Raw genomic sequence first — 25,587 nt, 5'->3', positions numbered from 1 at the left:
TGCGCGAACCACCACGACGCACCCGTGGCCGGGCACGCACCCGGCGCCCCTACTTGGCGTAGATCGCCTCGATCTCGTCCGCGTAGTCCTTCGCCACCACGTTCCGCTTCAGCTTCAGCGACGGCGTCAGGTGCCCCGACTCCTCCGAGAACTGCGAGGACAGCACGCGGAACTTGCGCACCGACTCCGCCTTCGACACCGCGGCGTTGCCGTCGTCCACCGCCGCCTGGATCACCGCGCGCAGCTCCGGGTCGTCCCGCAGCGACGCGGCGGTGGAGTGCGCCGGCTTGCCGTGCTCGGCGGCCCAGCGGCCCAGGAACTCCTCGTCGAGCGTGACCAGCGCGCCCACGAACGGCCGCCCGTCGCCCACCACCATGCACTCCGCGACCAGCGCGTGCGCCCGGATGCGGTCCTCGATCACGGCCGGCGCCACGTTCTTGCCGCCCGCCGTGACGATGATCTCCTTCTTGCGGCCGGTGATCCGGAGGTAGCCGTCCTCGTCCAGGGTGCCGATGTCCCCGGTGTGGAACCAGCCGTCGGCCAGCGCCTCCGCCGTCGCGCCCGGGTTGTTCCAGTACTCCTTGAACAGGTGCTCGCCGTGCAGCAGCACCTCGCCGTCGTCCGCTATCCGCACCACCGAGCCCGGCAGCGGCTGCCCGACCGTGCCGATCTTCTGCCGGTCCCAGGGGTTGAACGCGGTCGCGGCGCAGGACTCGGTCAGGCCGTAGCCCTCCAGGACGGTGAAGCCGATGCCCCGGAAGAAGTGGCCGAGCCGCTCGCCCAGCGGGGCGCCGCCGGAGATGGCGTACTCGCCCCGGCCGCCGAGGACCGCGCGCAGCTTGCCGTAGACCAGCTTGTCGAAGACCTTGTGCTTGAGCTTCAGCCCGAAGGACGGGCCCGAGGCGGAGTCCAGCGCCTTGCTGTAGGCGATCGCGGTGTCCGCCGCCCGGTCGAAGATCGCGCCCTTGCCGTCGGCCTGCGCCTTCGCCCGCGCCGCGTTGTAGACCTTCTCGAAGACCCGCGGCACCCCGAGGATCAGCGTCGGCCGGAACGCGGCCAGTTCGTCGGTGAGGTTCTTGATGTCCGGGACGCAGCCCAGCTTGATCGGCGCCATCATCGGCGCGACCTGCACCAGCCGCCCGAACACATGGGCCAGCGGCAGGAACAGCAGCACCGAGCACTCACCGGTGCGGAACAGCGGACGCAGCCGCTCCACCACGTTCCCGCACTCGGCGAAGAAGCTGCGGTGGGTCAGCACACAGCCCTTGGGCCGGCCGGTCGTGCCGCTCGTGTAGACGATCGTCGCCGGGTCGTCGGCCTTGGCGAGCGAGCTGCGCTCCTCGACCGTCTCGTCCGACACGTCCTGGCCGAGCCGCCCCAGCTCCTCCAGCGCGCCGGCCTCGATCTGCCAGACGTTCTTCAGCGCCGGCAGCGTCTCGCGCACCGCCTCCACGGCGGCCGTGTGGGCGTCCAGCTCCACGACACAGGCCGTCGCGCCCGAGTCGGACAGGATCCACTGCACCTGCTCCGGGGAACTGGTCTCGTACACCGGCACCGTGACCGCGCCCGCGCTCCAGATCGCGAAGTCCAGCAGCGTCCACTCGTACCGGGTCCGGGACATCAGGCCCACCCGGTCGCCCGGCCGCACCCCGGCGCCGATCAGCCCTTTGGCGGCGGCGCGCACCTCGGCGAGGAACTCCCGGGCCGGCACGTCCTGCCAGACCCCGCCCACCTTGCGGGCGATGACGGCGACGTCCGGATGCTGCGCGGCGTTTCTGCGGACGATGTCGGTCAGATTCCCGTCCGCGGGGACCTCGTACAAAGCCGGAAGGCTGAACTCGCGCAAGACTGCTGCTCCTCATAGGGCGCCGGCGCCACGACACTGTGTGATGCGACGGTGCGGTCCAAGGCTCGGGCAAGTGCTCGGGGATCCCGGATGGCGAAACCCGGAGCACGACTGGACTGCCCGGACGTTACCCGCCGGTATGGCGTCTTCGACAGGGGGTTCCCGCGAGATGTTCGCTGCGTCACACAGGCTGACGTTCCTTCGCGCACAGTAGTCCACGGCCGAACCGACCGGCGAGTAACCGCAGGCCGGGCCGACACTGTTCACGCCGAGCGCACAGGCCTACGCTTGATCACCATGTCATCCACACCCTCCGGCGGCCGCAGGACGCGTGTCCACGTGGTCAGCGACGTGCACGGCAACGCCCGGGACCTGGCCCGGGCCGGCGAGGGTGCCGACGCCCTGGTCTGCCTCGGCGACCTCGTCCTCTTCCTCGACTACGCCGACCACTCGCGCGGCATCTTCCCCGACCTGTTCGGCGAGGAGAACGCCGACCGCATCGTCAAGCTGCGCACCGCCCGCCGCTTCACCGAGGCCCGTGAGTTCGGCGCCCGGCTGTGGGCCGGCGTCGGCTCCGACCGGCGGGCGGCGATCGAGGGGGCGGTGCGCAAGCAGTACGCCGAGCTGTTCGCCGCGTTCCCCACCCCGACGTACGCCACCTACGGCAATGTCGACATGCCGCCGCTGTGGCCGGAGTACGCCCGGCCCGGCACCACCGTGCTGGACGGCGAGCGGGTCGAGATCGGCGGCTGGACCTTCGGCTTCGTCGGCGGCGGCCTGCGCACCCCGATGCGCACGCCCTACGAGATCGGGGACGAGGAGTACGCGGCCAAGATCGAGGCGGTCGGCGAGGTCGACGTGCTGTGCACGCACATCCCGCCGGAGGTGCCGGAGCTGGTCTACGACACGGTGGCGCGCCGCTTCGAGCGGGGGAGCCGGGCCCTGCTGGCCGCCATCCGCCGCACCCGGCCGCGCTACTCCCTCTTCGGCCACGTCCACCAGCCGCTGGTACGGCGGATGCGGATCGGGACGACGGAATGCGTCAACGTCGGCCACTTCGCCGGGACGGGCCGGCCCTGGGTGCTGGAATGGTGACCGCCCCCGCCCGACCGCCCCCCGTGGGTCCCCGGCACCCGGGGACCTGGGGTGACGGCGGCGCGGCGGGGGCGCGGTAGCCTTCACGCTGCACCCGTGTGCGCGGCCCGGCGCACACGGGAACACCCACACGGCGCGCATCCGGAGGAGCCACGGCGATGGCGGAACACACCAGTTCGAGCATCACGATCGAGGCGGCCCCCGCCGACGTCATGGCGGTGATCGCCGACTTCGGACGCTACCCGGACTGGACCGGCGAGGTGAAGGAGGCGGAGGTCCTCGCGACCGACGCCCGGGGCCGCGCCGAGCAGGTCCGCCTCGTGATGGACGCCGGCGCCATCAAGGACGACCAGACCCTCGCCTACACCTGGACCGGCGACCACGAGGTCTCCTGGACCCTCGTCAAGTCCCAGATGCTCCGCTCCCTGGACGGCTCCTACCTGCTCAAGCCGGCCGCGTCGGGCGGCACCGAGGTCACCTACCGGCTGACCGTGGACGTCAAGATCCCCATGCTCGGCATGATCAAGCGCAAGGCCGAGAAGGTCATCATCGACCGTGCGCTGGCGGGCCTGAAGAAGCGCGTCGAGTCGGGCGAGTAGCCGCCCGGGGCGGACCCGCCCCCGCCCCCCGCCTCGGTTACCGTTCACCCTCATGCGCACCATCCTGATCACCGGCCCCGGCGGCAGCGGGCGGACGACGGTCGCCGCCGCCACCGCACAGCGTGCCGCCGCCGAGGGCAGCCGTACGCTCCTGCTCAGCGCCGACCGCGCCGACACCCCCGGCGCGGCCCTGGGCACCGGGACAGGACCCGCCCCGACCGAGGCCGCACCGGGCCTCACGGCCTGGCGCCCCGACGCCGCCGACCGCTTCCGGCAGGACCTCACCGCCTTCCAGACCCGCGCCGCGAGCGTCCTCGACCTGCTCGGCGCCGCCCGCCTGGACACCGAGGAGGTCACCCCGCTGCCCGGCGCCGGGGAACTGTCCCTCCTGCGCGCCCTGCGGGACGCCGCCCTCTCCGAGCGCTACGACCTCCTCGTCGTCGACCTGCCGCCCCTCCCGGACGCCCTCGCCCTGCTCGCCCTGCCCGAGGAACTCCGCCGCTATCTGCGCCGGCTGCTGCCGGCCGAGCGGCAGGCGGCCCGCGCCCTGCGCCCCGTCCTCGGCCGGCTGGCCGGCGTGCCCATGCCCGCCGACTGGCTCTACGACACCGCCGCCCGCTGGGACCTCGAACTCGCCGCCGTCCAGTCCGTCCTCACCGACCGCGGCACCACCGTCCGGCTGGTCGCCGAACCCGGCCCGGCCGGCGCCGAGGCCGTCCGCACCGCCGTCCTCGGCCTCGCCCTGCGCGGCCTCGGCACCGACGGCCTGATCGCCAACCGCGTCCTGCCCGACGCCCCCGCCGACGCCTGGCTCGCCGGCCTCGCCGCCCAGCAGGCCAAGGCCCTCGACGCGTGGCAGCAGCAGCCGTACCCCGTCCACCCCGTCCGCCACCTCGGCCGGGACCCGCACGGCCCGGACGACCTCGCCGCCCTCGCCGTCCCGCCCGTCAACCCGGCACCCGCCCCGGTCGAGTGGCCCGTCACCGACCGCATCGCCGAGGACGGCGTCCTGGTCTGGCACATTCCGCTGCCCGGCGCCCTGCGCGACGAACTCGACCTGGTCCGCCGCGGCGACGAACTCCTCGTCACCACCGGTCCGCACCGCCGGATCGTCCCCCTCCCCTCCGCCCTGCGCCGCTGCACGGTCGCCGGCGCCGCCCTGCGCGACGGCGAACTGCGCATCCGCTTCGCCCCGGACCCCGGTCTGTGGCCCGGCGCCGGACGCTGAACGCGGTACGCCCGTTCGGGTAACGTCGAAGGTGCGACCGGAGTCAGGAGTCCGCCATGAGTGATGAGCGTGCCGCCAACGAAGCCGCCGGGGACGAGCCGCGGACGGTCGACGCCGACGCGTGGGCCGACGCCTGCGCCGAGGACCTGGCGGGCGAGAAGGCCCGCCGCCGGACCGAGCACGGTCCGCCGCCGGGCTCGGCCGCCGAGGAGCTGAAGCGGCTCGTGGACACGGTGGCCGACCGGCTGTCCGGTCTGCAGTCGCCGCTGCTCGGCTCCCTGGGCGGGCCCGCCGCCCAGCAGGTGGTCCGGCAGGTCGTCCAGCAGGCCAAGGCCGCCGTCGAGCCGGTGATAGAGCGCAACCCGGACGTCTTCGACCATCTCGCCGCGGCCGGCGGCGAGCTGCTCGCCGCCTACCGGTCCGCCGTCCAGGCCCAGGAGCGCCGCTGGACCAAGGGGCCGGCCGACGTGTCCGGGGAGTGGCGAGAGGACCGGCACGGCCCGGATGACGGGGGCGCGGGCACCGGTCCGGGGGAGCGCATCGACCTGGACTGAAGCCCTGGCACCGCAAGGGCTCGGGTACGGTTGGCCGTAGCGGGGCTCGACCGGAACTGAGGGATTCATGGGACTCACCATCGGCGTCGACATCGGCGGCACGAAGATCGCGGCCGGCGTGGTCGACGAGGAAGGCAACATCCTCTCGACCTTCAAGGTGCCGACCCCCACCACGCCCGAGGCCATCGTGGACGCCATCGCCTCGGCCGTGGAGGGCGCGCGTGCCGGACACGAGATCGTCGGCGTGGGCATCGGTGCCGCCGGTTACGTCAACCGGCAGCGCTCGACGGTGTACTTCGCGCCGAACATCGACTGGCGCACCGAGCCGCTGAAGGAGAAGGTCGAGGCGCGCACCGGCCTCCCGGTCGTGGTCGAGAACGACGCCAACGCGGCGGCCTGGGGCGAGTACCGGTTCGGCGCGGGCAAGGGCCACCGCAACGTCATCTGCATCACCCTCGGCACCGGCCTCGGCGGCGGCATCATCATCGGCAACAAGCTGCGCCGCGGCCACTTCGGCGTGGCCGCCGAGTTCGGCCACATCCGGATGGTCCCGGACGGCCTGCTCTGCGGCTGCGGCTCGCAGGGCTGCTGGGAGCAGTACGCCTCCGGACGCGCCCTGGTCCGCTACGCCAAGCAGCGCGCCAACGCCACCCCCGAGAACGCGGAGCTGCTGCTCTCCCTCGGCGACGGCACCCCGGACGGCATCGAGGGCAAGCACATCTCCATGGCCGCCCGGCAGGGCGACCCGGTGGCCACCGACTCCTACCGCGAGCTGGCCCGCTGGGCCGGCGCGGGCCTCGCCGACCTGGCCTCCCTGTTCGACCCGTCCGCGTTCATCGTCGGTGGCGGCCTGTCCGACGAGGGCGAGCTGGTCCTGGACCCGATCCGCAAGTCCTACAAGCGCTGGCTGGTCGGCGGCAACTGGCGTCCGGTGGCCGACGTGATCGCGGCCCAGCTCGGCAACGAGGCGGGCCTGGTGGGCGCGGCCGACCTGGCCCGCGAACCCGACCCGATCATGTGACTCCGGTGCGCTGATCCCCGGCGGACGCCGCCGGACAAGGGGCGCGAGAGGGGTACGCGACCGGCTGTGGGCCGCGTACCCCTCTCGCGCCCCTGGCCGTGGGCGTACTGTGATCCACATGGCGCCGCTCCCCAAGTCCACGACAGAGCCCGACGGTTCGGCCGTCGTCCGCGTCCTGAGCTACAACATCCGCTCGATGCGCGACGACACCGACGCCCTCGCCCGGGTCATCGCCGCCTGCGCCCCCGACCTGGTCCTCGTCCAGGAGGCCCCGCGCTTCTTCCGCTGGCGCAAGAAGCTCGCCCGTCTCGCCGCGGCCTCCGGGCAGGTGCTCCTCACCGGCGGCGCGACCGCGGCGGGCCCGGCGATCCTGTGCGGTCTGCGGACCACGGTCGAGCGGACCGAGGACGTGCTGCTGCCGCTCACCCCCGGCCTGCACCGGCGCGGCTTCGCCACCGCCGTCGTCCGCTTCGGCGCCGTCCGCCTCGGCGTGCTCAGCTGCCACCTCAGCCTGCAACGCGACGAGCGGTACGAGCAGGGCGGCATGCTCCTCGACCGGCTGGCCGGCCTCGGTGTGGAGCACGCGATCGCGGGCGGCGACCTCAACGAACGGCCCGACGGCCGCACCTTCCGGCGGCTGTCCGAAACCCTCCAGGACTGCCGGGTCACCGCTCCCTGGGGCGGCGACCTCACCTCCACCCCGGCCGACCCGCACCAGCGCATCGACGCCGTCTTCGCCACCAAGGGCGTGCAGGTGCTCGGCTGCGGCGTCCCCCCGGATCTGCCGGGCGCCGATCTCATCGCGGCCACCGACCACCTCCCGGTGCTGGCCGCCGTCCGGATCCCGGCGGCCTGACCGGTCAGACCACGGCACCGCGCCCGGGGTCGTCGTCCTCGTCGTCGTCCGTGCGCATCCGCGTCACCAGCGTCGCGAAGCCGCCGAGGAAGCCGCCGACAGCCAGGGTGGTCAGCCACCAGGTCATCTGCCAGCCCAGCAGCACCGCGAGCAGCAGCAGGACCGGGCCGCCGACCACCCCGAGCCAGGCGAACCTGGCGGTGGTGTCGGTCTCCGGCAGCGGCGGCGGCTCGGGCGGCACGAAGTGGCCCTCGTCATCCTCGTCGAAGTCGTCCTCGGAGGCCTCCGGCGCCGAGTGGTCGCGGGGGCCCACACCGGGCGCGAAGGAGACCGAGCTGCCCAGGGGGCGGGCGGGCCGCTCGGCCGCGTCCTCCCGGTCGCCCTCCGCCTTCTTGGGGCCCTCGGGGTCCTTCTCCAGCAGCGCCAGGTCCTCGACCGCCTTGAAGGGCTTGGCGCCCGGCGGGTCCGGCGGCTCCTCGCCGTACCCGGCGACGATGGCACGCCAGGCGGCCGCCTCGTCGAACGGCACTCCCCGCTCGTCCGGCTCGCGCTCCTCGGGCTTGTCGCGGTCGGAGTCGTGCTCAGCCAACTGCGGCCGTCCCTTCCTCGCCGACACCAGGTGCGAGCCGGCCGATGAAACCGAGGCTCTCCTCGAAGATCCGGTCCGCGTCCTGGTCCAACGTCGCGACGTGGTAGCTGTGTTCCAGCACGCGCTCGGTCACGTCCGTGGACGACACCCGGCTCAGCACCCGCGCCGAGTCCGCCGCAGGCACCACATGGTCCCGGGCGCTGCGCAGCAGCAGCAACGGCTGGGTGACCTGGGGCAGCTCGCCGTCCAGGCGGCGCAAAAACACCCGCAGTGAGTGCGCGGCGTGCAGCGGCACCCGGTCGTAGCCCAGCTCGGCCGCGCCCTCCTTCGCGATGTCGCTGGCGATGCCCTTCGTGGTGCGCACCAGGTGCCGGGCGACGGGAAGGGCGTACGCCGACAGGCCGTGCACCTTGTTCGCCGGGTTGACCACCACCACGCCGGCCACCCGGTCGCCGTGCCGGGCCGCGAGGCGCAGCGCGAGCGCGCCGCCCATGGACAGGCCCGCGACGAACACGCGGGAGCAGCGCTCGGCCAGCAGGCGCAGCTCGCGGTCCACCTCCGCGTACCAGTCCTGCCAGCCGGTGAGCTGCATGTCCTCCCAGCGGGTGCCGTGGCCGGGCAGCAGCGGCAGCGACACGGTCAGGCCGTGTGCCGCGTGGTGCTCCGCCCACGGGCGCAGTGACTGGGGGGAACCGGTGAAGCCGTGACAGAGGAGGACGCCCACCTCCCCGCCCTCGTGGCGGTACGGCTCGGCTCCAGGGAGAACCGGCACCTTGGGACACTCCTGTCCTGGCGGGCCCCGTCCGATGTCCGGCCGGGGCGGGAGGAAACGCGCGGATGTGCCTCACCGTACGCGACCGTACTGACACCGACCAGGGTCGTCGGAGCCTTCGTCGGTCCGCCGGGTTAAGGTCTGTGCGACGGAAACGGGAGGCACACGGGTGTTGTACGGCACGATGAAGGTAGCCATCGGCGGGCCGCTGAAGGTCGCCTTCAGGCCATGGGTGGAGGGCGCGGAGAACATTCCCGCCGAGGGTCCCGCCATCCTGGCCAGCAATCACCTGTCCTTCTCGGACTCGTTCTTCCTGCCGACGATGCTGGACCGCAAGGTCACCTTCATCGCCAAGGCCGAGTACTTCACCACGCCCGGCGTGAAGGGCCGCCTGACCGCCGCCTTCTTCAAGGGCGTCGGGCAGCTCCCGGTGGACCGCTCCGGGGCACGCGGCGCCGGCGAGGCCGCGATCAAGAGCGGCATCGAGGTGCTGGAGCGCGGCGAACTGTTCGGCATCTACCCGGAGGGCACCCGCTCGCCCGACGGCCGGCTCTACCGGGGCAAGCCCGGCGGCCTGGCCCGGGTGGCGCTGGCCACCGGCGCGCCGGTGATCCCGGTCGCGATGATCGACACGGAGAAGATCCAGCCGCCCGGCAAGGTGATGCCGAAGCTGATGCGGCCCGGCATCCGGATCGGCGAGCCGATGGACTTCAGCCGCTACCAGGGCATGGAACACGACCGGTTCGTGCTGCGCGCCCTGACCGACGAGGTCATGTACGAGATCATGAAGCTCTCCGGCCAGGAGTACGTCGACGTCTACGCGACCGCGGCCAAGCGGCAGCTCGCGGAGGCGGCGAAGGCGGCCAAGGAGGCGGAGAAGAAGCAGGCCGGGGCCTGAGCGACGGCCGGGGAGGCCAAGGGGGGACCGGGGGAGATGCCGAGGCGCGAGCGCGTCCTGCGGATGTCGGTGGAGCTGCCGCTGTGGCGCGCGCTCGCCGGGTACCGCGTGCTGACCATGCTGTACGCCATCGGCCTGTGCGCCACCGCGTACGCCCACTTCGCTCGCCCCTGGGTCGCCGTCGCCTACTACGCCTTCCTGTCCGGGTGGACGCTCGCCACCCTGCCCAAGGTGTCGGGCGCCGCCGCCTGCACCAAGCGCTTCCTGGCCGCTGACCTGACCGTCGCGCTGACCGGAATCCTGCTCACCCCGCTCGCCGACAACCCCGAGCGGATCGCGAGCGGCGGCCCCACCCTGCCGTCGATATGGACCGCCGGCGCGGTGCTGGCCTTCGCCATCAAGGGCGGCTGGCGCTGGGCGGCCGTCGCCTCCACCGCCGTCGCCGTCGCCAACCTGGTCGAGCGCGGCCATCCCGCCCGCGACACCGTGCACAACGTGGTCCTGGTCTGGGTGGCCTCCATCGCCATCGGCTACGTCGTGGAGGTGGCCCGCGCCTCCGAACGCACCCTGGCCCGCGCCCTGGAGATCGAGGCCGCGACCCGGGAGCGGGAGCGGCTGGCCCGGGACATCCACGACAGCGTGCTCCAGGTGCTGGCGATGGTGAAGCGCCGGGGCACCGCGCTCGGCGGTGAGGCGGCCGAGCTGGGCCGGCTGGCCGGGGAGCAGGAGGTGGCCCTGCGCACGCTGGTCTCCGGCGGCCTGGTGCCGGTGTCCCGGGTGTCGGAGGACGCGGCCGAGGGCGCCGTCGTCCGGGTGGTGGAGGAGCCGGACGACACGGGTCCCGCCGACCTGCGGCACCTGCTCGCGCCCTACGCGAGCGGCCGGGTGAGCCTCGCCGAGCCCGGCGCGCCGGTGGAGCTGGCGCCCGCCGCGGCCCGGGAAGTCGCCGCGGCCGTCGGGGCGGCGCTGGACAACGTCCGCCGGCACGCGGGCGAACAGGCGCGGGCCTGGATCCTGTTGGAGGACGAGCCGGACGCGGTCGTCGTGACGGTACGGGACGACGGGCCCGGCATTCCCGAGGGCCGGCTCGCGCAGGCCGAGGGGGAGGGCCGGCTCGGGGTGGCCCAGTCGATCCGCGGCCGGCTGCGGGACCTCGGCGGAAGCGCCGAGCTGCTCTCCGTCCCCGGGCAGGGCACGGAGGTCGAGTTGACGATACCGAAGGGCGCCGTACGGGCGCGGGGGAAGAGAGCGGAACAGCGATGACCGAACAGCAGGCGCCGATCCGGGTCATGGTGGTCGACGACCACCCGATGTGGCGGGACGCGGTCGCCCGGGACCTCGGCGAGTCCGGCTTCGAGGTGGTCGCCACCGCCGGGGACGGCGAGCAGGCGGTCCGCCGGGCCAAGGCCGCCGCGCCCGACGTCCTGGTGCTCGACCTCAACCTGCCGGCCAAGCCCGGCGTGCTGGTCTGCAAGGAACTGGTGGCGCACAACCCGGCGTTGCGGGTGCTGGTCCTGTCGGCGAGCGGCGAGCACGCGGACGTGCTGGAGGCGGTCAAGTCCGGGGCGACCGGCTATCTGCTGAAGTCGGCGTCCACCGCGGAACTGGTGGACGCGGTGCGCCGTACGGCGGTCGGGGACCCGGTGTTCACGCCGGGCCTGGCCGGGCTGGTGCTGGGCGAGTACCGGCGGCTGGCCTCCGAGCCCGCGCCCGCGCCGGACGCCGACGAGCCCGGGGCGCCCCGGCTGACCGACCGGGAGACGGAGGTGCTGCGCCTCGTCGCCAAGGGCCTGAGCTACAAGCAGATCGCCGAGCGCCTCGTCATCTCCCACCGCACGGTGCAGAACCACGTCCAGAACACCCTCGGCAAGCTCCAGCTCCACAACCGCGTCGAGCTGGTGCGCTACGCGATCGAACGCGGACTCGACGACGAGTGACGCGGCGGGCGCGATACGGCCGGAAGGTCATTTCCGGCAACGCGTAACGGATTCACCCTTCTCGCCTCTCCCGGTGTGACGCGAATCACCATTAGCGTGACCGTGCGTCAGGCAACTGCGGCGAAGGGACATTTCCATGCGGGTCGGAGTACTGACCGGAGGCGGTGACTGCCCCGGACTCAACGCCGTCATCCGGGGCGTCGTACGCAAGGGCGTGCAGGAGTACGGCTTCGACTTCGTCGGCTTCCGGGACGGCTGGCGGGGTCCACTGGAGAACGACACCGTCCGTCTCGACATCACCGCGGTGCGCGGCATCCTGCCCCGCGGCGGCACCATCCTCGGCTCCTCCCGGACCAACCCCCTCAAGATCGAGGGCGGCATCCGCCGGATCAAGGAGAACCTCGCCAAGCAGGAGGTCGAGGCGCTCGTCGCGATCGGCGGCGAGGACACCCTGGGCGTGGCCGGGCGCCTCGCCGACGAGTACGGCGTGCCCTGCGTCGGCGTGCCCAAGACCATCGACAACGACCTGTCCGCCACCGACTACACCTTCGGCTTCGACACCGCCGTCAACATCGCCACCGAGGCCATCGACCGGCTGCACACCACCGCCGAGTCCCATATGCGGGTGCTGGTCTGCGAGGTGATGGGCCGGCACGCCGGCTGGATCGCCCTGCACTCGGGCCTGGCCGGCGGCGCCAACGTCATCCTCATCCCCGAGCAGCGCTTCGACGTCGACCGGGTGTGCGCCTGGGTCACCTCCCGGTTCAAGGCCTCCTACGCCCCGATCGTGGTCGTCGCCGAGGGCGCGACGCCCAGGGACGGCGAGATGGTCCTCAAGGACGAGTCGCTGGACTCCTTCGGGCACGTCCGGCTGTCCGGGGTCGGCGAGTGGCTGGCCAAGGAGATCGAGCGGCGCACCGGCAAGGAGTCCCGCACCACCGTCCTCGGGCACATCCAGCGCGGCGGCACCCCCACCGCCTTCGACCGCTGGCTCGCCACCCGCTTCGGACTGCACGCCGTCGACTGCGTCCACGACGGCGACTTCGGCAAGATGGTCGCCCTGCGCGGCACCGACATCGTCCGCGTCCCCATCGCCGAGGCCACCGCGAAGCTCAAGACGGTGGACCCGAAGCTCTACGAGGAGGCCGGGGTGTTCTTCGGCTGACCGGCGGCCGGGTCGCGGGGGGCCGTATATTCGGCCGGAGTACGGCCCCGGTGACCGACAGTGCGGGAGAAGCCCATGGAGATCCTCGCGTTCGGCGTCCAGGCCGACGAGAAGCCCCTCATCGAGCGCGCCTTCGCCGCCCCGCACGCCGTGCGGTGCCTGGAGGTGTTCCTCACCGAGGACACCGCGCCCATCGCCGCCGGCCACGAGGTGATCTCCAGCAGCGTCAACGACGACCTGAACGCGCGGGTGCTGCGGGCCCTGGCGGCCGGCGGCACCCGGATGGTCGCCCAGCGCTCCACCGGCTACAACAACATCGACCTGGACACCGCCGAACGCCTCGGCATCACGGTCGCCCGGGTCTCGTACTACTCGCCTCACTCGGTGGCCGAGTTCGCCTGGACCCTGGCGATGGCCGTCAACCGCCGGGTGGTGCGCGCCTCCACCCGCACCCGCGACTTCGACTTCCGGCTCGACGGGCTGATGGGCCGCGACATGCACGGCCGCACCGCCGGCGTCCTCGGCACCGGCAAGATCGGCGCCGTGTTCGCCCGGATCGCGCACGGCTTCGGCATGCGGCTGCTCGGCTGGGACGCGGCCGAGAACCCCGTATGCCTCGGACTCGGCATGGAGTACGTCCCGAAGGACCGCCTCCTCGCCGAGTCCGACCTGATCAGCCTGCACGTGCCGCTGATGCCCGAGACCCAGCACCTGATCGACGCCGCCGCGCTGAAGGCGATGAAGGACGACGCGATCCTGGTCAACTCCAGCCGGGGCGGCCTGGTCGACACCGAGGCCCTCGTCGCCGAGCTGCGCGAGGGCCGCTTCACCGGAGTCGGCCTGGACGTCTACGAGCTGGAGGCCGGGCTGTTCTTCCTGGACAAGTCCCTGGAGGCCATCGAGGACGACACCCTCGCCCGGCTGATGACCTTCCCGAACGTCCTGGTCACTTCCCACCAGGCGTACTACACCGAGGACGCCGTCACCCAGATCATCGACACCACGGTGCGCAACGTCCTGGACTACGAGGCCGGGCGCCGCTCGCAGAACACGCTCGTGCCGCGCGGCTGACCCATCAGCTCCCGCACGATCTGCGCCCCGTTCAGGGTGAGCACCGACTCCGGGTGGAACTGCGTCCCGGCGAAACCCGGCCCGCGCAGCGCGTGCACCTCCCCGTCGGCCGCCCGGCTCACCTCGATCCCGTGCGCGGCCAGCTCCCGGGCCGCGTCCTCGTCGCAGCGGGCGACGAAGCTGTTGTAGAAGCCGACGGTCTCCGGCCGCCCGAACAGGTTGACCGTGGTCTGCGCCCCCTGGTACGGCACCGCCTTGCGCACGATGTCCAGACCCAGCTCGGCCGCGATCAGCTCGTGCCCCAGGCACACCCCGAGCACCCCGTGCCGGTGCCCGGCGAGCACCTCGGCCGTCAGCGCCCGCAGGAACCGCATCCTCGGGTCGGCCAGGTCGCCGGGGTCGCCCGGACCGGGCCCGAGCACCACCGGACCTTCGTGCCCGCGCACGGCCTCGCGCAGCCCCGGCTCGTCGAAGCGCCGTACCGTCACGCCGAGCCCGGCGGAGCGCAGCACATGGGCCAGCATGGCGGTGAAGGTGTCCTCGGCGTCCACGACCAGGGCGTGCCCGGTCAGCTCCCCGGTCCGCTCCCGCATCCGCAGCCAGAACGGCGCGAGGGCCGAGCGGCGCCCGTCCAGCGCGGCCCGCACCCGGGGGTCGTCGGCCAGCCGGGGCAGGTCCCGCTCCGCGCGCGGCCGGGCCGGTCCCACCCCGAGCGCCGCCAGCACGCCCGCCGCCTTCGCGTGGGTCTCGGCGACCTCGCCGGCCGGGTCCGAGCCGCGCACCAGCGTCGCGCCGACCGGCACGCGCAGCCGGCCGCCGGCGTCGATGTCGGCGGTGCGGATCAGGATCGGGGAGTCCAGCGTCTGCGCACCCCCGGCGTCCCGGCCCAGCAGCGCCAGCGCGCCCGCGTAGTAGCCCCGGCCGCCGGTCTCGTGCCGCTGGATCACCCGGCACGCGTTCTGCACCGGCGAGCCGGTCACCGTCGCCGCGAACATCGTCTCCCTGAGCACTTCCCGGGCGTCCAGGGAGGACTTCCCGCGCAGCTCGTACTCGGTGTGCGCGAGGTGCGCCATCTCCTTGAGCCGGGGACCGACGACGACCCCGCCCATGTCGCCGACGGTGCACATCATCTTCAGCTCCTCGTCCACCACCATCGACAGCTCCTCGGTCTCCTTGCCGTCGGCGAGGAACCCGAGCAGGTGCTCCGGGGTGGGGCCCTCGGCCGGGTAGCGGTACGTCCCGCTGATCGGGTTCATCACGACCGTCCCGCCGGACATCCGGACGTGCGCCTCGGGGCTGGCGCCGACCAGCGTCCGGTCCCCGGTGTGCACCACGAACGTCCAGTACGCGCCGCGCTCGCCCGCCAGCAGCCGGCGGAACAGCGCGAGCGCGTCGGCCCGCCCGAAGCCGGGGATCTCCCCCCGGTAGGTCCGCCGGATCACGAAGTTCGCGCCCTCGCCCCGGCCGATCTCCTCCGCCAGCACCCGCCCGACGATCTCGCCGTACTCCGCGTCGCCCACGTCGAAGCCCCCGCCCTCGACCCGCACCGCGTGCCCGGGCAGCTCGGCCAGCGCCCGGCCGAGGGGGACCTCGTACGACTCCTCGGGCGTGAGGACCAGCAGCGGGGTGCCGTCGTCGCGGACGTCGAAGCCGCGCTCGCGCAGCTGCCGGAACGGCACCAGGGCCAGGCCCTCGTCGGGCAGGTCGGCCAGCCGGTCGCGGCGGGTCACCGGGCCGAGCAGGACCTCCACGGTGTGCTCGTCGCGGCCGGGGGTGCGGCGGCGCAGCAGCGCGACGGGGCGGGGGTCGGTCAGCAGGTCGTTCAGGTGCACGGGTCGGGCTCCTTCTCGGGCGTCGGACGTCGGCGGACGCGTCGGACGGAGAGGAACGGACCCCGGAAACGCCGAAGGCCGCCCTCGGGCGGCCTTCGCGAAGTCTGTGGGAGCTGCGCGCGATCAGTGGGCCGCCGAAGAAGCGGTCCACCACCAGTTCCGGATACTGGTCGGGGTCGAAGGCGCGAACATGCCGGGAACCCTACCGCACCCGCCGACCGTCCACAGGGCAGTCACCGCGTCTCACTCTTCGAGCCGGAGGAAGGGAGACCCGACCCGACCCCGTAAGGTTTACGAGGTGACCGTGAACGCTAAGACCAGCGCGAGCGCTGGCAACACCTGGCGAGACCTGCCCGCGGCGCAGCAGCCCGAGTACCCCGACACCGAGGCTCTGCGCGCAGTGATCGCGGACCTCGAGTCGTATCCGCCGCTCGTCTTCGCGGGCGAGTGCGACCAGCTGCGCGCCCGGATGGCGGCCGTCGCCAAGGGAGAGGCGTTCCTCCTCCAGGGCGGCGACTGCGCCGAGGCGTTCGACGGGGTGTCCGCCGACCACATCCGCAACAAGCTGAAGACGCTGCTCCAGATGGGCGCCGTCCTCACCTACGCCGCCTCCGTGCCGGTGGTGAAGGTCGGCCGGATCGCCGGCCAGTACTCCAAGCCGCGCTCCAAGCCCACCGAGACCCGGGACGGCGTCACCCTGCCGGTGTACCGGGGCGACTCCGTCAACGGCTTCGACTTCACCGAGGCCAGCCGCATCCCGAACCCGGAGCGGCTCAAGCGCATGTACCACGCCTCGGCGTCCACGCTGAACCTGGTGCGCGCCTTCACCACCGGCGGCTACGCCGACCTGCGCCAGGTGCACGCCTGGAACCAGGACTTCGTGCGGACCTCGCCGTCCGGGCAGCGCTACGAGCAGCTCGCCCGCGAGATCGACAACGCGCTGAACTTCATGCGGGCCTGCGGCACCGACCCGGAGGAGTTCAAGACCGTCGAGTTCTTCGCCTCCCACGAGGCGCTGCTGCTCGACTACGAGTCCGCCCTGACCCGGACCGACTCGCGCACCGGCAAGCTGTACGACGTCTCCGGGCACATGGTGTGGATCGGTGAGCGCACCCGGCAGCTGGACGGCGCGCACATCGAGTTCGCCTCCAGGATCAGCAACCCGATCGGCATCAAGCTCGGCCCGAGCACCACGGCCGAGGAGGCGCTCCAGTACATCGACCGCCTCGACCCCGAGCGGGAGCCGGGCCGGCTGACCTTCATCGTCCGCATGGGCGCCGGCAAGATCCGCGACAAGCTCCCCGAGCTGGTCGAGAAGGTCACGGCGTCCGGCGCGACGGTGGCCTGGGTGACCGACCCGATGCACGGCAACACCTTCGAGGCGGCCTCCGGGCACAAGACCCGCCGCTTCGACGACGTGCTGGACGAGGTCAAGGGCTTCTTCGAGGTCCACAAGGCGCTCGGCACCCACCCGGGCGGCATCCACGTGGAGCTGACCGGCGACGACGTCACCGAGTGCGTGGGCGGCGGCGACGAGATCTTCGTCGACGACCTGCACCAGCGCTACGAGACGGCCTGCGACCCCCGGCTGAACCGCAGCCAGTCGCTGGACCTGGCGTTCCTGGTCGCCGAGATGTACCGGGACCAGTAGCCCTCCCGGCAAGCGGTTGGGGCGCGGATCACAAGCGATCCGCGCCCCTCGCACTTTTGCGGTCTCCCCGGTATGGGTAAGGTTAGGTTTGCCTCACCGAAATACGGGATGGCAGCGAGCGATCCCGCAGGGAGGTGCGACCGCGTGTACGTGTGCAGCTGCTTCGGTGTCACCGAGGCGCAGGTCCGGCAGCACGCGGCGGACGGCGCCTGCACCCCGCGCCAGATCGCCTCGGCCTCCAAGGCGGGAACCGACTGCGGCGGCTGCGTGCGGCGCATCCAGGCCCTGCTGGGCCGCGGTACCTGCCCCCGCCGGGAGCTGATCGACCGGCACGCTCCCGCGCTGGAGCAGCTGGACGACGCCGCCTGACGCCGTTCCCCGCCCGGCTCAGTGGGTGGAGAAGCCGCCCGTGCCCGGGCCCGAGGGGTCCGGCTGGCTCTGCTCGATCACCGTCGACAGGTAGAGCGCCTCACCCAGCTTGTCCACCAGCTCCAGCTGGGTGTCCAGGTAGTCGATGTGGTGCTCCTCGTCGGCCAGGATCGCCTCGAAGATGTTGGCCGACGTGATGTCGTCCTTCTCGCGCATCACCTGCACGCCCCGGCGCAGCCGGTCGATGGCCTCGACCTCGATCTGCCGGTCCGCCCGGAACATCTCGGCCACCGTCTGGCCGACCTGCACGTGGAAGAGCCGCTGGTAGTTCGGCAGGCCGTCCAGCAGCAGGATGCGGTCGGTGAGGACCTCCGCGTGCCGCATCTCGTCGAACGACTCCCGCCGGGTGTACTCGGCGAGCTTGGTCCACCCCCGGTGGTCCTGCAGCTTGGAGTGCAGGAAGTACTGGTTGATCGCGGTCAGCTCGGCGGTCAGCTGCTCGTTGAGAAGTTCGATGACCTCGGGGTCGCCTTGCATGGGATGGCACTCCTTCCAGAGGGACCGGATGGACCAGACGGACCAGATGGACAAACCCGGCCGATAGCGCCGCATGATTGCACCGGCGGGAAAGATCGTCCAGTAAGTGCGTGCTTAGTAAGTACGCCCTGAGTAAACGCCTCTTGTCCGGTTCCCCGGAGGCTGGTCAAGGGCATCACCCGAGGTCTGTCAGGATGGATACATGGGGCATCCGGTGGAGCGAGGGTCTGGAGCGACGGCGGGGTCGGTGCTTCCACCGGGACAGCGGCTCCAGCGCGGCTGGCCGGTCACCCACTACGGGCCGGTGCCCAGGTTCCGGCCCGAGCGCTGGGAGTTCCGGGTCTTCGGCGCCACCGCCGACGGCGACAAGCGCACCTGGAACCACGAGGAATTCACGGCCCTGCCCTACACCACTGTGGTGGCCGACCTGCACTGCGTGACGAAGTTCAGCATGACCGGCGCGGAGTGGGGCGGCGTGCCGGCCGCCGCCGTCCTGGACCTGGCGCCGCCGGCCCCCGATGTCACCCATGTGATGGTGTGGGCGGAGTACGGCTTCAGCTCCAACCTGCGCCTTGCGGACTTCGCCTCCGACCGCGCGATCTTCGCCACCCACAAGGACGGCGAACTCCTCACCGCCGAACACGGCTTCCCGGTCCGTTTGGTGGTGCCCCACCTGTACGCCTGGAAGGGCCCCAAGTGGGTGCGCGGCGTGGAGTACATGACCGCCGACCGGCGCGGCTTCTGGGAGGAGCGCGGCTACCACAACGTCGGCGACCCCTGGAAGGAACAGCGCTACTCCTACCAGGAGCAGCCGGGCGACGGCCCCGAGCTGTGAGCCCTAGCCGTCCCGCAGCCGCTTGAGGCGGGCCACGTCCGCCGCGTGGCCGTCCTTGCCGCCCGGGGTCTCGATGACCAGCGGCACGCCCTCGGTCGCCGGGTGGGTCATCAGGGCGCGGAACGGGTCCTCGCCGATGTGGCCGGCGCCGATGTTCTCGTGGCGGTCCTTGTGGGCGCCGACCACGTCCTTGGAGTCGTTGGCGTGGATCAGCTTCAGCCGGCCCGGGCCGACCGTGTCCACCAGCAGGTCCAGCGTCTGGTGCATGCCGCTCGGACCGGTCAGGTCGTGCCCGGCGGCGTAGACGTGACAGGTGTCCAGGCACACGCCGAGCTTCGGGTGGGCGTCCAGCGCCTCGAAGTACGGGCCGAAGTCCCAGGTCCGCGAGCACAGCGAGGCGCCCTGCCCGGCGGTGGACTCCAGCAGCAGGAACGGGTCGTCGTCGTGGGTCAGCTCGTCCAGCAGCGGCAGCAGGTGCGCGCGCACCTGCTTCAGCGCCACCTCCCGGGTCTGCCCGCCGGTCGCGCTGCCGGTGTGCACGACCACGCCGAGCGCGCCGATCTCCCGGCCGCGCCGCAGCGAGTGCCGCAGCGACTCCGCGGACCGCTCCACGGTCGCCTCGGTGCCCGAGCCGAAGTTGATCAGGTAGGGCGCGTGCACGTACGCCGGGACGGACTCCTCGGCGCAGGCCGCGCGGAACGCCTCGTCCTGACGCGGGTTCCCGGCCGGGGTCGCCCAGCCGCGCGGGTTGGCGACGAAGACCTGCACGGTCTCCGCCCTCAGCTCACGGGCGTACGACAGCCCCACGGAGTGCAGACCGCCGGCCACCGGGACATGGCCGCCGACGGGGTTGCGGGGGAGCGGGGAGGGAACGGGACTCACCCGTTCAGGGTGTCATGTCCGCCCCGGCCCCCGGACCACGGCCCCGGGTGAGCCCGGTCACCGGATGGTGATCGTGACCGTCGACCCCTTGGGGGCGTTCTTCCCGCCTTCCACCGACTGCTTCTTCACCGTGTCGCCGAACAGCCCGAGCAGCCCGCGGTCCTCGTCCACCGTGAAGCCCGCCTTCTCCAGGGCGTCGTGCGCGTCGTCCACGCTGTCCCCGACCACGTCCGGGACCGGCACCAGCTCCGGGCCCTTGGACAGCGTCAGCGTCACCGTGTCGCCCTCGGCGGCCCGGCTGCCGTCGGCCGGGGTCTGCCGGGCGACCTTGCCCTTGTCGTACTCGGAGTTGACCCGCCCGGTGGCCACCTCGACCTTCAGGCCCGCGTCCGTCAGCTCCTCCCGGGCGCTGTCCGGGTCGTCGCCGGTCACGTCCGGCACCTCGATCGGGCTGCCCTTGCTGACGACCAGCGCGATCGCCGACCCGGCGTGCCGCTTGGTGCCGGCCGACGGTGTCGTCCGGATCACCGCGCCCTTGTCGACGTCCTCGCTGAACTGCCGGGTCACCATGCCCGGCTCCAGACCGTCCGCCTTCAGGCCCGCCCGCGCCTCGGCGAGCGGCTTGCCCGACACGTCCGGCACGTTCACCGTCTCCGGGCCGAGCGAGACGACCAGCGACACCGAGGCGTTCTCCCGGATGCGGGCGCCGGGCGCGGGGTCGGAGCCGATGACCGCGCCCCGGTCCACGGTGTCGTCGTACTTCCGCTTGACCTGCCCGACGTCCAGACCGGCCGACTCCAGCCGCTCGCGGGCCTGCGCCTCCGTCCTGGTGACCAGCGGCGGCACCTTGGTGAACTGACCCGAGTTGATGTACCAGACCCCGGCGCCGACGCCGAAGACCACGAGCACCGCCGCGAGCACCGTCAGCAGCAGCCGGCGGGAGCGGCGCGGCGGCACCGGCGGCGCCTGGAGGCGGCTGGTGTGCCCGGCGGCGTCCCCGGGACGGTCCTCGCCCACCGGCAGCGGCCGGGGCACCGTCAGGGAGCGCGGGATCACGCTCGTGCGGTCCTCCGCGTTGTCGTGGCCCGCGTCCAGCGCCCGCGGCGGCAGCGCGTCCAGCTGCTCCCCGGTCAGTGCCGCCCGCGCCGCGCGCGCCTGCCCGAGCAGCGTCACCGCGTCGTACGGGCGCAGTTCCGGGTCGCGGGCGGTGGCCGAGGCGACCAGTTCGTCCAGCTCGTACGGCAGCCCCGGGACCAGTGCCGAGGGCGGCGGCACGTCCTCGTGGACGTGCCGGTAGAGGATCTGCGCGGGGGATTCCCCGGCGTGCGGCTTGCCGCCGGTCAGCATCTCGTAGAGGACCACACCGCACGCGTACACGTCCACGCGCGCGTCCGTGGTGCCGTGCTCGACCTGCTCGGGCGCCAGGTACGACACGGTGCCGAGCACGGAACCCGTCGTACTGGTCACGGCGTCCACCGAGCGCACCAGGCCGAAGTCGGCGACCTTGACCCGCCCGTCGTCGCCTATGAGGACGTTCTCCGGCTTCATGTCCCGGTGCACGAACCCGGCCCGGTGCGCGGCGCCCAGCGCGGCCAGCACCGGCTCCAGGATGTCCAGCGCGGCCCGCGGCTGCAGCGCGCCCCGCTCGCGCAGCACGTCCCGCAGGGTGCAGCCGGCGACGTACTCCATCGCCAGGTACACGTACGACCCGTCGGTGCCCTGGTCGAAGACCTGCACCACGTTCGGGTGGTCGAGCCGGGCGACCGACTTCGCCTCCCGGATGAACCGCTCGACGAAGGACCCGTCCACCGCGAGCGCCGGGTGCATCACCTTCAGCGCGAGCACACGGTCGAGGCGGGTGTCCAGGGCCCGGTAGACCGTGGCCATCCCGCCCGCCGCGATCCGCGCGTCGACGCGATAACGGCCGTCGAGCACCTGCCCGACGAGAGGGTCCTGAAGGGTCGTATCCACGTCAGGGAGTCTACGAGGGGCCGCGGACACTCCCGTCCCCCGTGCCCGGGCCGGGGGCGGAATGCAGCAGAGCTGTGACTGTCGTATCGCCGTCCGGTCAGAAGGCGGGGCGCTCGGGGTCCAGGTGGGCGCGGCCCTGCGTGGGCGAGGAGGCCTCGGCGAAGTGGCGGCGCGGGATGCGGCCCGCCCGCCGGGCCAGCCGGCCCGCCTCCACCGCGTGCCGCATCGCCGCCGCCATGGTCTCCGGCTCCTGGGCCCGGGTGACGGCCGAGGCGAGCATCACACCCGCGCAGCCCAGCTCCATCGCCAGCGCCACGTCGGAGGCCGTGCCCGCCCCCGCGTCCAGGATCACCGGCACGCGCGCGTGCTCCGTGATCAGCTGGAAGTTGTGCGGGTTGCGGATGCCGAGCCCGGACCCGATCGGCGAGCCCAGCGGCATCACGGCCGCGCAGCCGACGTCCTCCAGCTTCCGGGCGAGCACCGGGTCGTCGTTGGTGTACGGCAGCACCGTGAACCCGTCGTCGACCAGGGTCTCCGCCGCCTCCAGGGTCTCCACCGGGTCCGGCAGCAGCGTCCGCTCGTCGGCGATGACCTCCAGCTTGACCAGGTCCGTGCCCAGCGCCTCCCGGGCCAGCCGGGCGGTCAGCACGGCCTCCCCGGCGGTGAAGCAGCCCGCGGTGTTCGGCAGCACCCGGATGCCCAGCCGCTCCAGCACGGACAGCACCGAGCCGTGCACGGAGGCGTCCACCCGGCGCATCGCGACGGTCGTCAGCTCGGTGCCGGAGGCGATCAGCGCCCGCTCCAGCACCTCCAGGCTGGGCGCGCCGCCGGTGCCCATGATCAGCCGGGAGCCGAACGGCACCCCGCCCAGCACGAAGGGATCGTCGGCCATGGTTCAGCCTCCTTGGACGGCGGTGAGGACCTCGACCCGGTCGCCCTCGGCGAGCGCGGTGGCACCCCACCGGGTGCGCGGGACGACGGTCTCGTTGACGGCCGCCGCCACCCCGGAGGGCGCCGCGGTCAGGGTCCGGACGACGGAGTCGAGGGCGGTGCCGGACGCGATGTCCCGGCGCTCGCCGTTGACGGAGATGGTGACGGTGACGGACGGGGTCATACGGGCTGCTCCGTGAGGACGGCGGCGCCGAAGCGCGCGGGGGTGAAGGTCCGGGCCAGCTCCGGGAGGTCACCGGTGGCCAGCACGTGCGCCAGCACGTCCCCGGTGACCGGGGTGAGCAGTACCCCGTTGCGGTGGTGCCCGGTGGCCAGCAGCAGCCCGTCCAGCGCGGACGGCCCGAGCAGCGGCGCGTTGTCGGGCGAGCCGGGGCGCAGCCCGGCCAGGGTCTCGGTCAGCGGCAGCTCGGTGATGCCCGGCACCAGCTCGTGGGCGTCACGCAGCAGCTCGTACACGCCGCCCGCGGTGACCGTGGTGTCCCAGCCCATCTCCTCGCTGGTGGCGCCGATCACCAGGTCGCCGTTCTCGCGGGGCACCAGGTAGACATGGCTGCCGCGCACCACGGCCCGCACGGTCCGGCTCAGGAACGGCGCCAGCGGGCCCGGCACGGTCAGCCGCACCACCTGCCCCTTCACCGGCCGCACCGGCGGCAGCGCCGCCGCCGGGACGCCCGCGAGCCGGCCGCTCATGCTGCCGGCGGCCAGCACCACCCGCTCCGCGGCCAGCGCGGTGCCGTCCGCCGCGGTGGCACCGGCGGCCCGGTCCCGTACGACGTCGAGACGCTCGGCCGGTGTCCGGTGGAACTCCACCCCGGCCCGCTCGCAGGCGGTCAGCAGGGCCGCCGCCAGCCGGCGCGGGTCGATCTGGTGGTCCCCGTCGACCCGCAGCCCGCCGCGCACCCCGGGCGCCAGCATCGGTTCGAGACGCCGGCACTCGCGCCCCGACAGCCACTCGGAGGCGAGCCCCGAGCGCTGCTGGAAGGCGTGCAGCTCGCGCAGGCCGGCGCGGTCGTCGGAGTCGAGGGCGACCGCCAGGGTGCCGCACCGGCGGTAGCCCAGGTCCTGCCCGGTGGCCTCGGTCAGCTCGGCCGCGAAGTCCGGGTAGCGGCGCGCCGACTCCAGGTTCAGCGCGAGCAGCGTCTGCTCGCCGTAGTGCAGTTCGGTGACCGCGGCCAGCATCCCGGCCGCGACCCGGGCGGCCCCGCCGCCGGGCTCGGGGTCCAGCACGGCCGTGGCGAGGCCCTGCTGCGCGGCCCGCCAGGCCGTGACCAGGCCGATGATCCCGCCCCCGATGACGAGGACGTCGGACGTACGTGACGGCATGGGCGTCCTGCCCCTCCCTTCGCCGGCATGACCCGGATCAGGTTCGTACGGTCGGAGGCCGCCAGCCTCCCTCTCAGCCCGGTGCGGCCGGGCTCCCGCGAGTGCTTGTACGGTGGCCAGCCTAGCCCGCGGCCCACGCCACCCGTAAGGGAGCCCCGCCCATGCCCCGGTCGCTCGACGGCCTCGTCCTCGCGCCCGTGGCCGGCCAGGCCCCCGGCCAGGTGGGCACCCGCGACGGAGACCGGCTGGACTTCCGGTATGTGCGGCTCAGGATCACGGAGCACACCCTCCTGACTGACGCGCTGTCACTGTCTATGGTGATCAGGTGAGCGAGCAGACAGCGGACAAGAGCCCGGCACAGGTACGGCGCGTGGTCGTGGCCGGCGCGGGCATGGCCGGGGTGCAGACCGCCGTCGCCCTGCGCGAACAGGGCTTCAAGGGCACCGTCACCGTCATCGGCGCCGAACCCCACCAGCCCTACGACCGGCCACCGCTGTCGAAGGCCGTGTTGCTCGGCAAGGCCGAGGGGTCCGCCTTCGACGTCGACTTCGAGGCGCTCGGCGTCGAACTGCGGCTCGGCTGCGAGGTGCTGGGTCTGCGCCCCGCCGCGCACGAGCTGGACACCGAGGCGGGCCCGGTGCCGTACGACGCCCTGGTCCTGGCCACCGGTGCCGAGCCGGTCACCCTGCCCGGCACCGAGGGCGTGCCCGGCGTGCACCTGCTGCGCACCCTGGACGACGCGGAACGGCTGCGGCCCGTCCTCGCCCGCCGGCACGACGTCGTGGTCGTCGGCGCCGGCTGGATCGGCGCCGAGTTCGCCACCGCCGCCCGGGAGGCCGGCTGCGCGGTGACCGTCGTGGAGGCCGCCGACCGGCCGCTCGCCGGCGCCCTGCCCGCCGAGGTCGCCGCCCCCATGACCGCCTGGTACGCCGACAGCGGTACCGAACTGCGCACCCACGCGCGCGTGGAGCGCGTCGAGCCCGGCGCGGTGGTGCTCTCCGACGGCACCCGGCTGCCCGCCGGCGCCGTCGTCGTCGGCATCGGCGCCCGCCCCGCCACCGGCTGGCTCGCCGGCTCCGGCGTCGAGCTGGGCGCGCACGGCGAGGTACTGGCCGACGCCGGGCTGCGCACCAGCGTGGCCGGCGTGTACGCCGTCGGCGACTGCGCGTCCTTCCCCTCGGCCCGCTACGGCGAACGGCTGCTCGTCCACCACTGGGACAACGCCCTGCAAGGGCCCCGCACGGTCGCCGCGAACATCCTCGACGAGACCCCCGCGGTCTACGACCCGGTGCCCTACTTCTGGTCCGAGCAGTTCGGCCGCTTCGTCCAGTACGCCGGCCACCACGCCGCCGCCGACCGGCTCGTGTGGCGCGGCGACCCGGCGGGCCCGTCCTGGTCGGTGTGCTGGCTGCGCGAGAGCCGCCTGGTGGCCCTGCTGGCGGTCGGCCGCCCGAGGGACCTGGCACAGGGCCGCAAACTGATCGAGGCCGGCCGCCGGATGGACGCCGGGGCGCTGGCCGACCCGGCCCGCCCGCTGAAGGACGCCACGTCCGACTGACCTGCGCGAGGGCGCGCGGACCGACCCGGGGAGGGGCGCGGGGCGCC

The 25,587-nt window shown here is 73.2% G+C and carries 27 protein-coding genes and 1 riboswitch; of the genes, 16 read left to right on the top strand and 11 right to left on the bottom strand.

What is annotated here, in order from left to right; all coding sequences use genetic code 11:
* Nucleotides 1-49: 49 nt before the first annotated feature.
* The gene (locus NX794_RS22930) at nt 50-1,846 is read right to left on the bottom strand and encodes an AMP-dependent synthetase/ligase (RefSeq protein WP_258780621.1); all 1,797 of its coding nucleotides are present in this window, start codon (nt 1,844-1,846) and stop codon (nt 50-52) included.
* A gap of 297 nt (nt 1,847-2,143) precedes the next feature.
* Between NX794_RS22930 and NX794_RS22925 the strand changes: the two genes are divergently transcribed.
* The 6 genes from NX794_RS22925 to NX794_RS22900 all read left to right on the top strand — a co-directional run bounded on the left by NX794_RS22925 (nt 2,144) and on the right by NX794_RS22900 (nt 7,199).
* Nucleotides 2,144-2,941 carry a metallophosphoesterase family protein gene (locus NX794_RS22925; RefSeq protein ID WP_258780619.1) on the top strand — a complete coding sequence of 266 codons (798 nt, stop codon included), beginning with the start codon at nt 2,144-2,146 and terminating at the stop codon, nt 2,939-2,941.
* A gap of 158 nt (nt 2,942-3,099) precedes the next feature.
* Entirely contained in the window at nt 3,100-3,540 is a 441-nt protein-coding gene (locus tag NX794_RS22920) for an SRPBCC family protein (RefSeq protein WP_258780618.1), read from the top strand.
* A gap of 52 nt (nt 3,541-3,592) precedes the next feature.
* Nucleotides 3,593-4,768 (top strand): ArsA family ATPase, encoded by a 1,176-nt coding sequence (locus NX794_RS22915; protein ID WP_258780617.1) that lies wholly within the window; start codon nt 3,593-3,595, stop codon nt 4,766-4,768.
* 56 nt (nt 4,769-4,824) lie between these two features.
* Complete coding sequence (locus NX794_RS22910) at nt 4,825-5,322, top strand: DUF5304 domain-containing protein (RefSeq protein WP_258780616.1); 498 nt, start codon at nt 4,825-4,827, stop codon at nt 5,320-5,322.
* Nucleotides 5,323-5,389: 67 nt separating this feature from the next.
* Nucleotides 5,390-6,343, top strand: a complete 954-nt coding sequence (locus tag NX794_RS22905) for an ROK family glucokinase (RefSeq protein ID WP_258780615.1) — start codon at nt 5,390-5,392, stop codon at nt 6,341-6,343.
* Nucleotides 6,344-6,461: 118 nt separating this feature from the next.
* The gene (locus NX794_RS22900) at nt 6,462-7,199 is read left to right on the top strand and encodes an endonuclease/exonuclease/phosphatase family protein (protein ID WP_258780614.1); all 738 of its coding nucleotides are present in this window, start codon (nt 6,462-6,464) and stop codon (nt 7,197-7,199) included.
* Between the two features lie 4 nt (nt 7,200-7,203).
* Here the strand turns inward: NX794_RS22900 and NX794_RS22895 are convergent, their stop codons facing one another.
* On the bottom strand, nt 7,204-7,788 hold the full coding sequence (locus NX794_RS22895) for a hypothetical protein (RefSeq protein WP_258780612.1): 585 nt from the start codon (nt 7,786-7,788) through the stop codon (nt 7,204-7,206).
* Nucleotides 7,781-8,560, bottom strand: coding sequence for an alpha/beta hydrolase (locus tag NX794_RS22890; protein ID WP_258780610.1), 780 nt, complete (start codon nt 8,558-8,560; stop codon nt 7,781-7,783). The genes NX794_RS22895 and NX794_RS22890 overlap by 8 nt, the downstream gene beginning before the upstream one ends.
* A 169-nt stretch (nt 8,561-8,729) precedes the next feature.
* Between NX794_RS22890 and NX794_RS22885 the strand changes: the two genes are divergently transcribed.
* From NX794_RS22885 to NX794_RS22865, 5 genes are all read left to right on the top strand, one after another.
* Entirely contained in the window at nt 8,730-9,458 is a 729-nt protein-coding gene (locus tag NX794_RS22885; RefSeq protein ID WP_258780608.1) for a lysophospholipid acyltransferase family protein, read from the top strand.
* 36 nt (nt 9,459-9,494) lie between these two features.
* The gene (macS, locus tag NX794_RS22880) at nt 9,495-10,721 is read left to right on the top strand and encodes a MacS family sensor histidine kinase (RefSeq protein WP_258780607.1); all 1,227 of its coding nucleotides are present in this window, start codon (nt 9,495-9,497) and stop codon (nt 10,719-10,721) included.
* The gene (locus NX794_RS22875; RefSeq protein ID WP_258780606.1) at nt 10,718-11,395 is read left to right on the top strand and encodes a response regulator; all 678 of its coding nucleotides are present in this window, start codon (nt 10,718-10,720) and stop codon (nt 11,393-11,395) included. The genes macS and NX794_RS22875 overlap by 4 nt, the downstream gene beginning before the upstream one ends.
* Before the next feature lie 136 nt (nt 11,396-11,531).
* Nucleotides 11,532-12,560: a 6-phosphofructokinase gene (locus NX794_RS22870; protein ID WP_258780605.1), complete on the top strand. Its 1,029-nt coding sequence runs from the start codon at nt 11,532-11,534 to the stop codon at nt 12,558-12,560.
* A gap of 75 nt (nt 12,561-12,635) precedes the next feature.
* Nucleotides 12,636-13,631, top strand: coding sequence for a 2-hydroxyacid dehydrogenase (locus NX794_RS22865; protein WP_258780604.1), 996 nt, complete (start codon nt 12,636-12,638; stop codon nt 13,629-13,631).
* Here the strand turns inward: NX794_RS22865 and NX794_RS22860 are convergent.
* On the bottom strand, nt 13,583-15,463 hold the full coding sequence (locus tag NX794_RS22860) for an anthranilate synthase family protein (protein ID WP_258780603.1): 1,881 nt from the start codon (nt 15,461-15,463) through the stop codon (nt 13,583-13,585). The two genes, NX794_RS22865 and NX794_RS22860, sit on opposite strands and share 49 nt — an antisense overlap.
* Before the next feature lie 123 nt (nt 15,464-15,586).
* Nucleotides 15,587-15,655 (bottom strand): trp operon leader peptide, encoded by a 69-nt coding sequence (locus NX794_RS36115; RefSeq protein WP_428985947.1) that lies wholly within the window; start codon nt 15,653-15,655, stop codon nt 15,587-15,589.
* 106 nt (nt 15,656-15,761) lie between these two features.
* On the opposite strand from NX794_RS36115, the gene NX794_RS22855 reads away from it, so the two are divergent.
* On the top strand, nt 15,762-17,114 hold the full coding sequence (locus tag NX794_RS22855; protein ID WP_258780602.1) for a class II 3-deoxy-7-phosphoheptulonate synthase: 1,353 nt from the start codon (nt 15,762-15,764) through the stop codon (nt 17,112-17,114).
* Nucleotides 17,115-17,258: 144 nt separating this feature from the next.
* Nucleotides 17,259-17,483 (top strand): (2Fe-2S)-binding protein, encoded by a 225-nt coding sequence (locus NX794_RS22850; protein WP_258780601.1) that lies wholly within the window; start codon nt 17,259-17,261, stop codon nt 17,481-17,483.
* Between the two features lie 18 nt (nt 17,484-17,501).
* On the opposite strand, the gene bfr is transcribed toward NX794_RS22850, so the two are convergent.
* Nucleotides 17,502-18,020, bottom strand: a complete 519-nt coding sequence (bfr, locus tag NX794_RS22845; protein ID WP_258780600.1) for a bacterioferritin — start codon at nt 18,018-18,020, stop codon at nt 17,502-17,504.
* Nucleotides 18,021-18,222: 202 nt separating this feature from the next.
* On the opposite strand from bfr, the gene NX794_RS22840 reads away from it, so the two are divergent.
* A complete protein-coding gene (locus tag NX794_RS22840) occupies nt 18,223-18,855 on the top strand; it encodes a sulfite oxidase-like oxidoreductase (RefSeq protein WP_258780599.1) in 633 nt (210 codons plus the stop codon).
* 3 nt (nt 18,856-18,858) lie between these two features.
* Here the strand turns inward: NX794_RS22840 and NX794_RS22835 are convergent, their stop codons facing one another.
* From NX794_RS22835 to thiO, 5 genes are all read right to left on the bottom strand, one after another.
* On the bottom strand, nt 18,859-19,737 hold the full coding sequence (locus tag NX794_RS22835) for a deoxyribonuclease IV (RefSeq protein ID WP_258780598.1): 879 nt from the start codon (nt 19,735-19,737) through the stop codon (nt 18,859-18,861).
* 57 nt (nt 19,738-19,794) lie between these two features.
* The gene (gene pknB / locus NX794_RS22830; protein WP_258780597.1) at nt 19,795-21,708 is read right to left on the bottom strand and encodes a Stk1 family PASTA domain-containing Ser/Thr kinase; all 1,914 of its coding nucleotides are present in this window, start codon (nt 21,706-21,708) and stop codon (nt 19,795-19,797) included.
* Nucleotides 21,709-21,805: 97 nt separating this feature from the next.
* Complete coding sequence (locus tag NX794_RS22825) at nt 21,806-22,600, bottom strand: thiazole synthase (protein WP_258780596.1); 795 nt, start codon at nt 22,598-22,600, stop codon at nt 21,806-21,808.
* Nucleotides 22,601-22,603: 3 nt separating this feature from the next.
* The gene (gene thiS, locus NX794_RS22820) at nt 22,604-22,822 is read right to left on the bottom strand and encodes a sulfur carrier protein ThiS (RefSeq protein ID WP_258780595.1); all 219 of its coding nucleotides are present in this window, start codon (nt 22,820-22,822) and stop codon (nt 22,604-22,606) included.
* Complete coding sequence (gene thiO, locus NX794_RS22815; RefSeq protein ID WP_258780594.1) at nt 22,819-23,982, bottom strand: glycine oxidase ThiO; 1,164 nt, start codon at nt 23,980-23,982, stop codon at nt 22,819-22,821. Before thiO ends, thiS begins: the two co-directional genes overlap by 4 nt.
* Nucleotides 23,980-24,091: riboswitch (TPP riboswitch) on the bottom strand. (Overlaps the previous gene by 3 nt.)
* Before the next feature lie 52 nt (nt 24,092-24,143).
* On the opposite strand from thiO, the gene NX794_RS22810 reads away from it, so the two are divergent.
* Complete coding sequence (locus NX794_RS22810; protein ID WP_258780646.1) at nt 24,144-24,311, top strand: hypothetical protein; 168 nt, start codon at nt 24,144-24,146, stop codon at nt 24,309-24,311.
* Nucleotides 24,308-25,540 (top strand): NAD(P)/FAD-dependent oxidoreductase, encoded by a 1,233-nt coding sequence (locus NX794_RS22805; RefSeq protein ID WP_258780593.1) that lies wholly within the window; start codon nt 24,308-24,310, stop codon nt 25,538-25,540. Before NX794_RS22810 ends, NX794_RS22805 begins: the two co-directional genes overlap by 4 nt.
* Nucleotides 25,541-25,587 lie beyond the last annotated feature (47 nt).

This window comes from Streptomyces pyxinicus (assembly GCF_024753135.1).
Taxonomy (GTDB): Bacteria; Actinomycetota; Actinomycetes; order Streptomycetales; family Streptomycetaceae; genus Streptomyces; species Streptomyces pyxinicus.
This window is presented reverse-complemented; position numbering and strand designations above follow the sequence as displayed.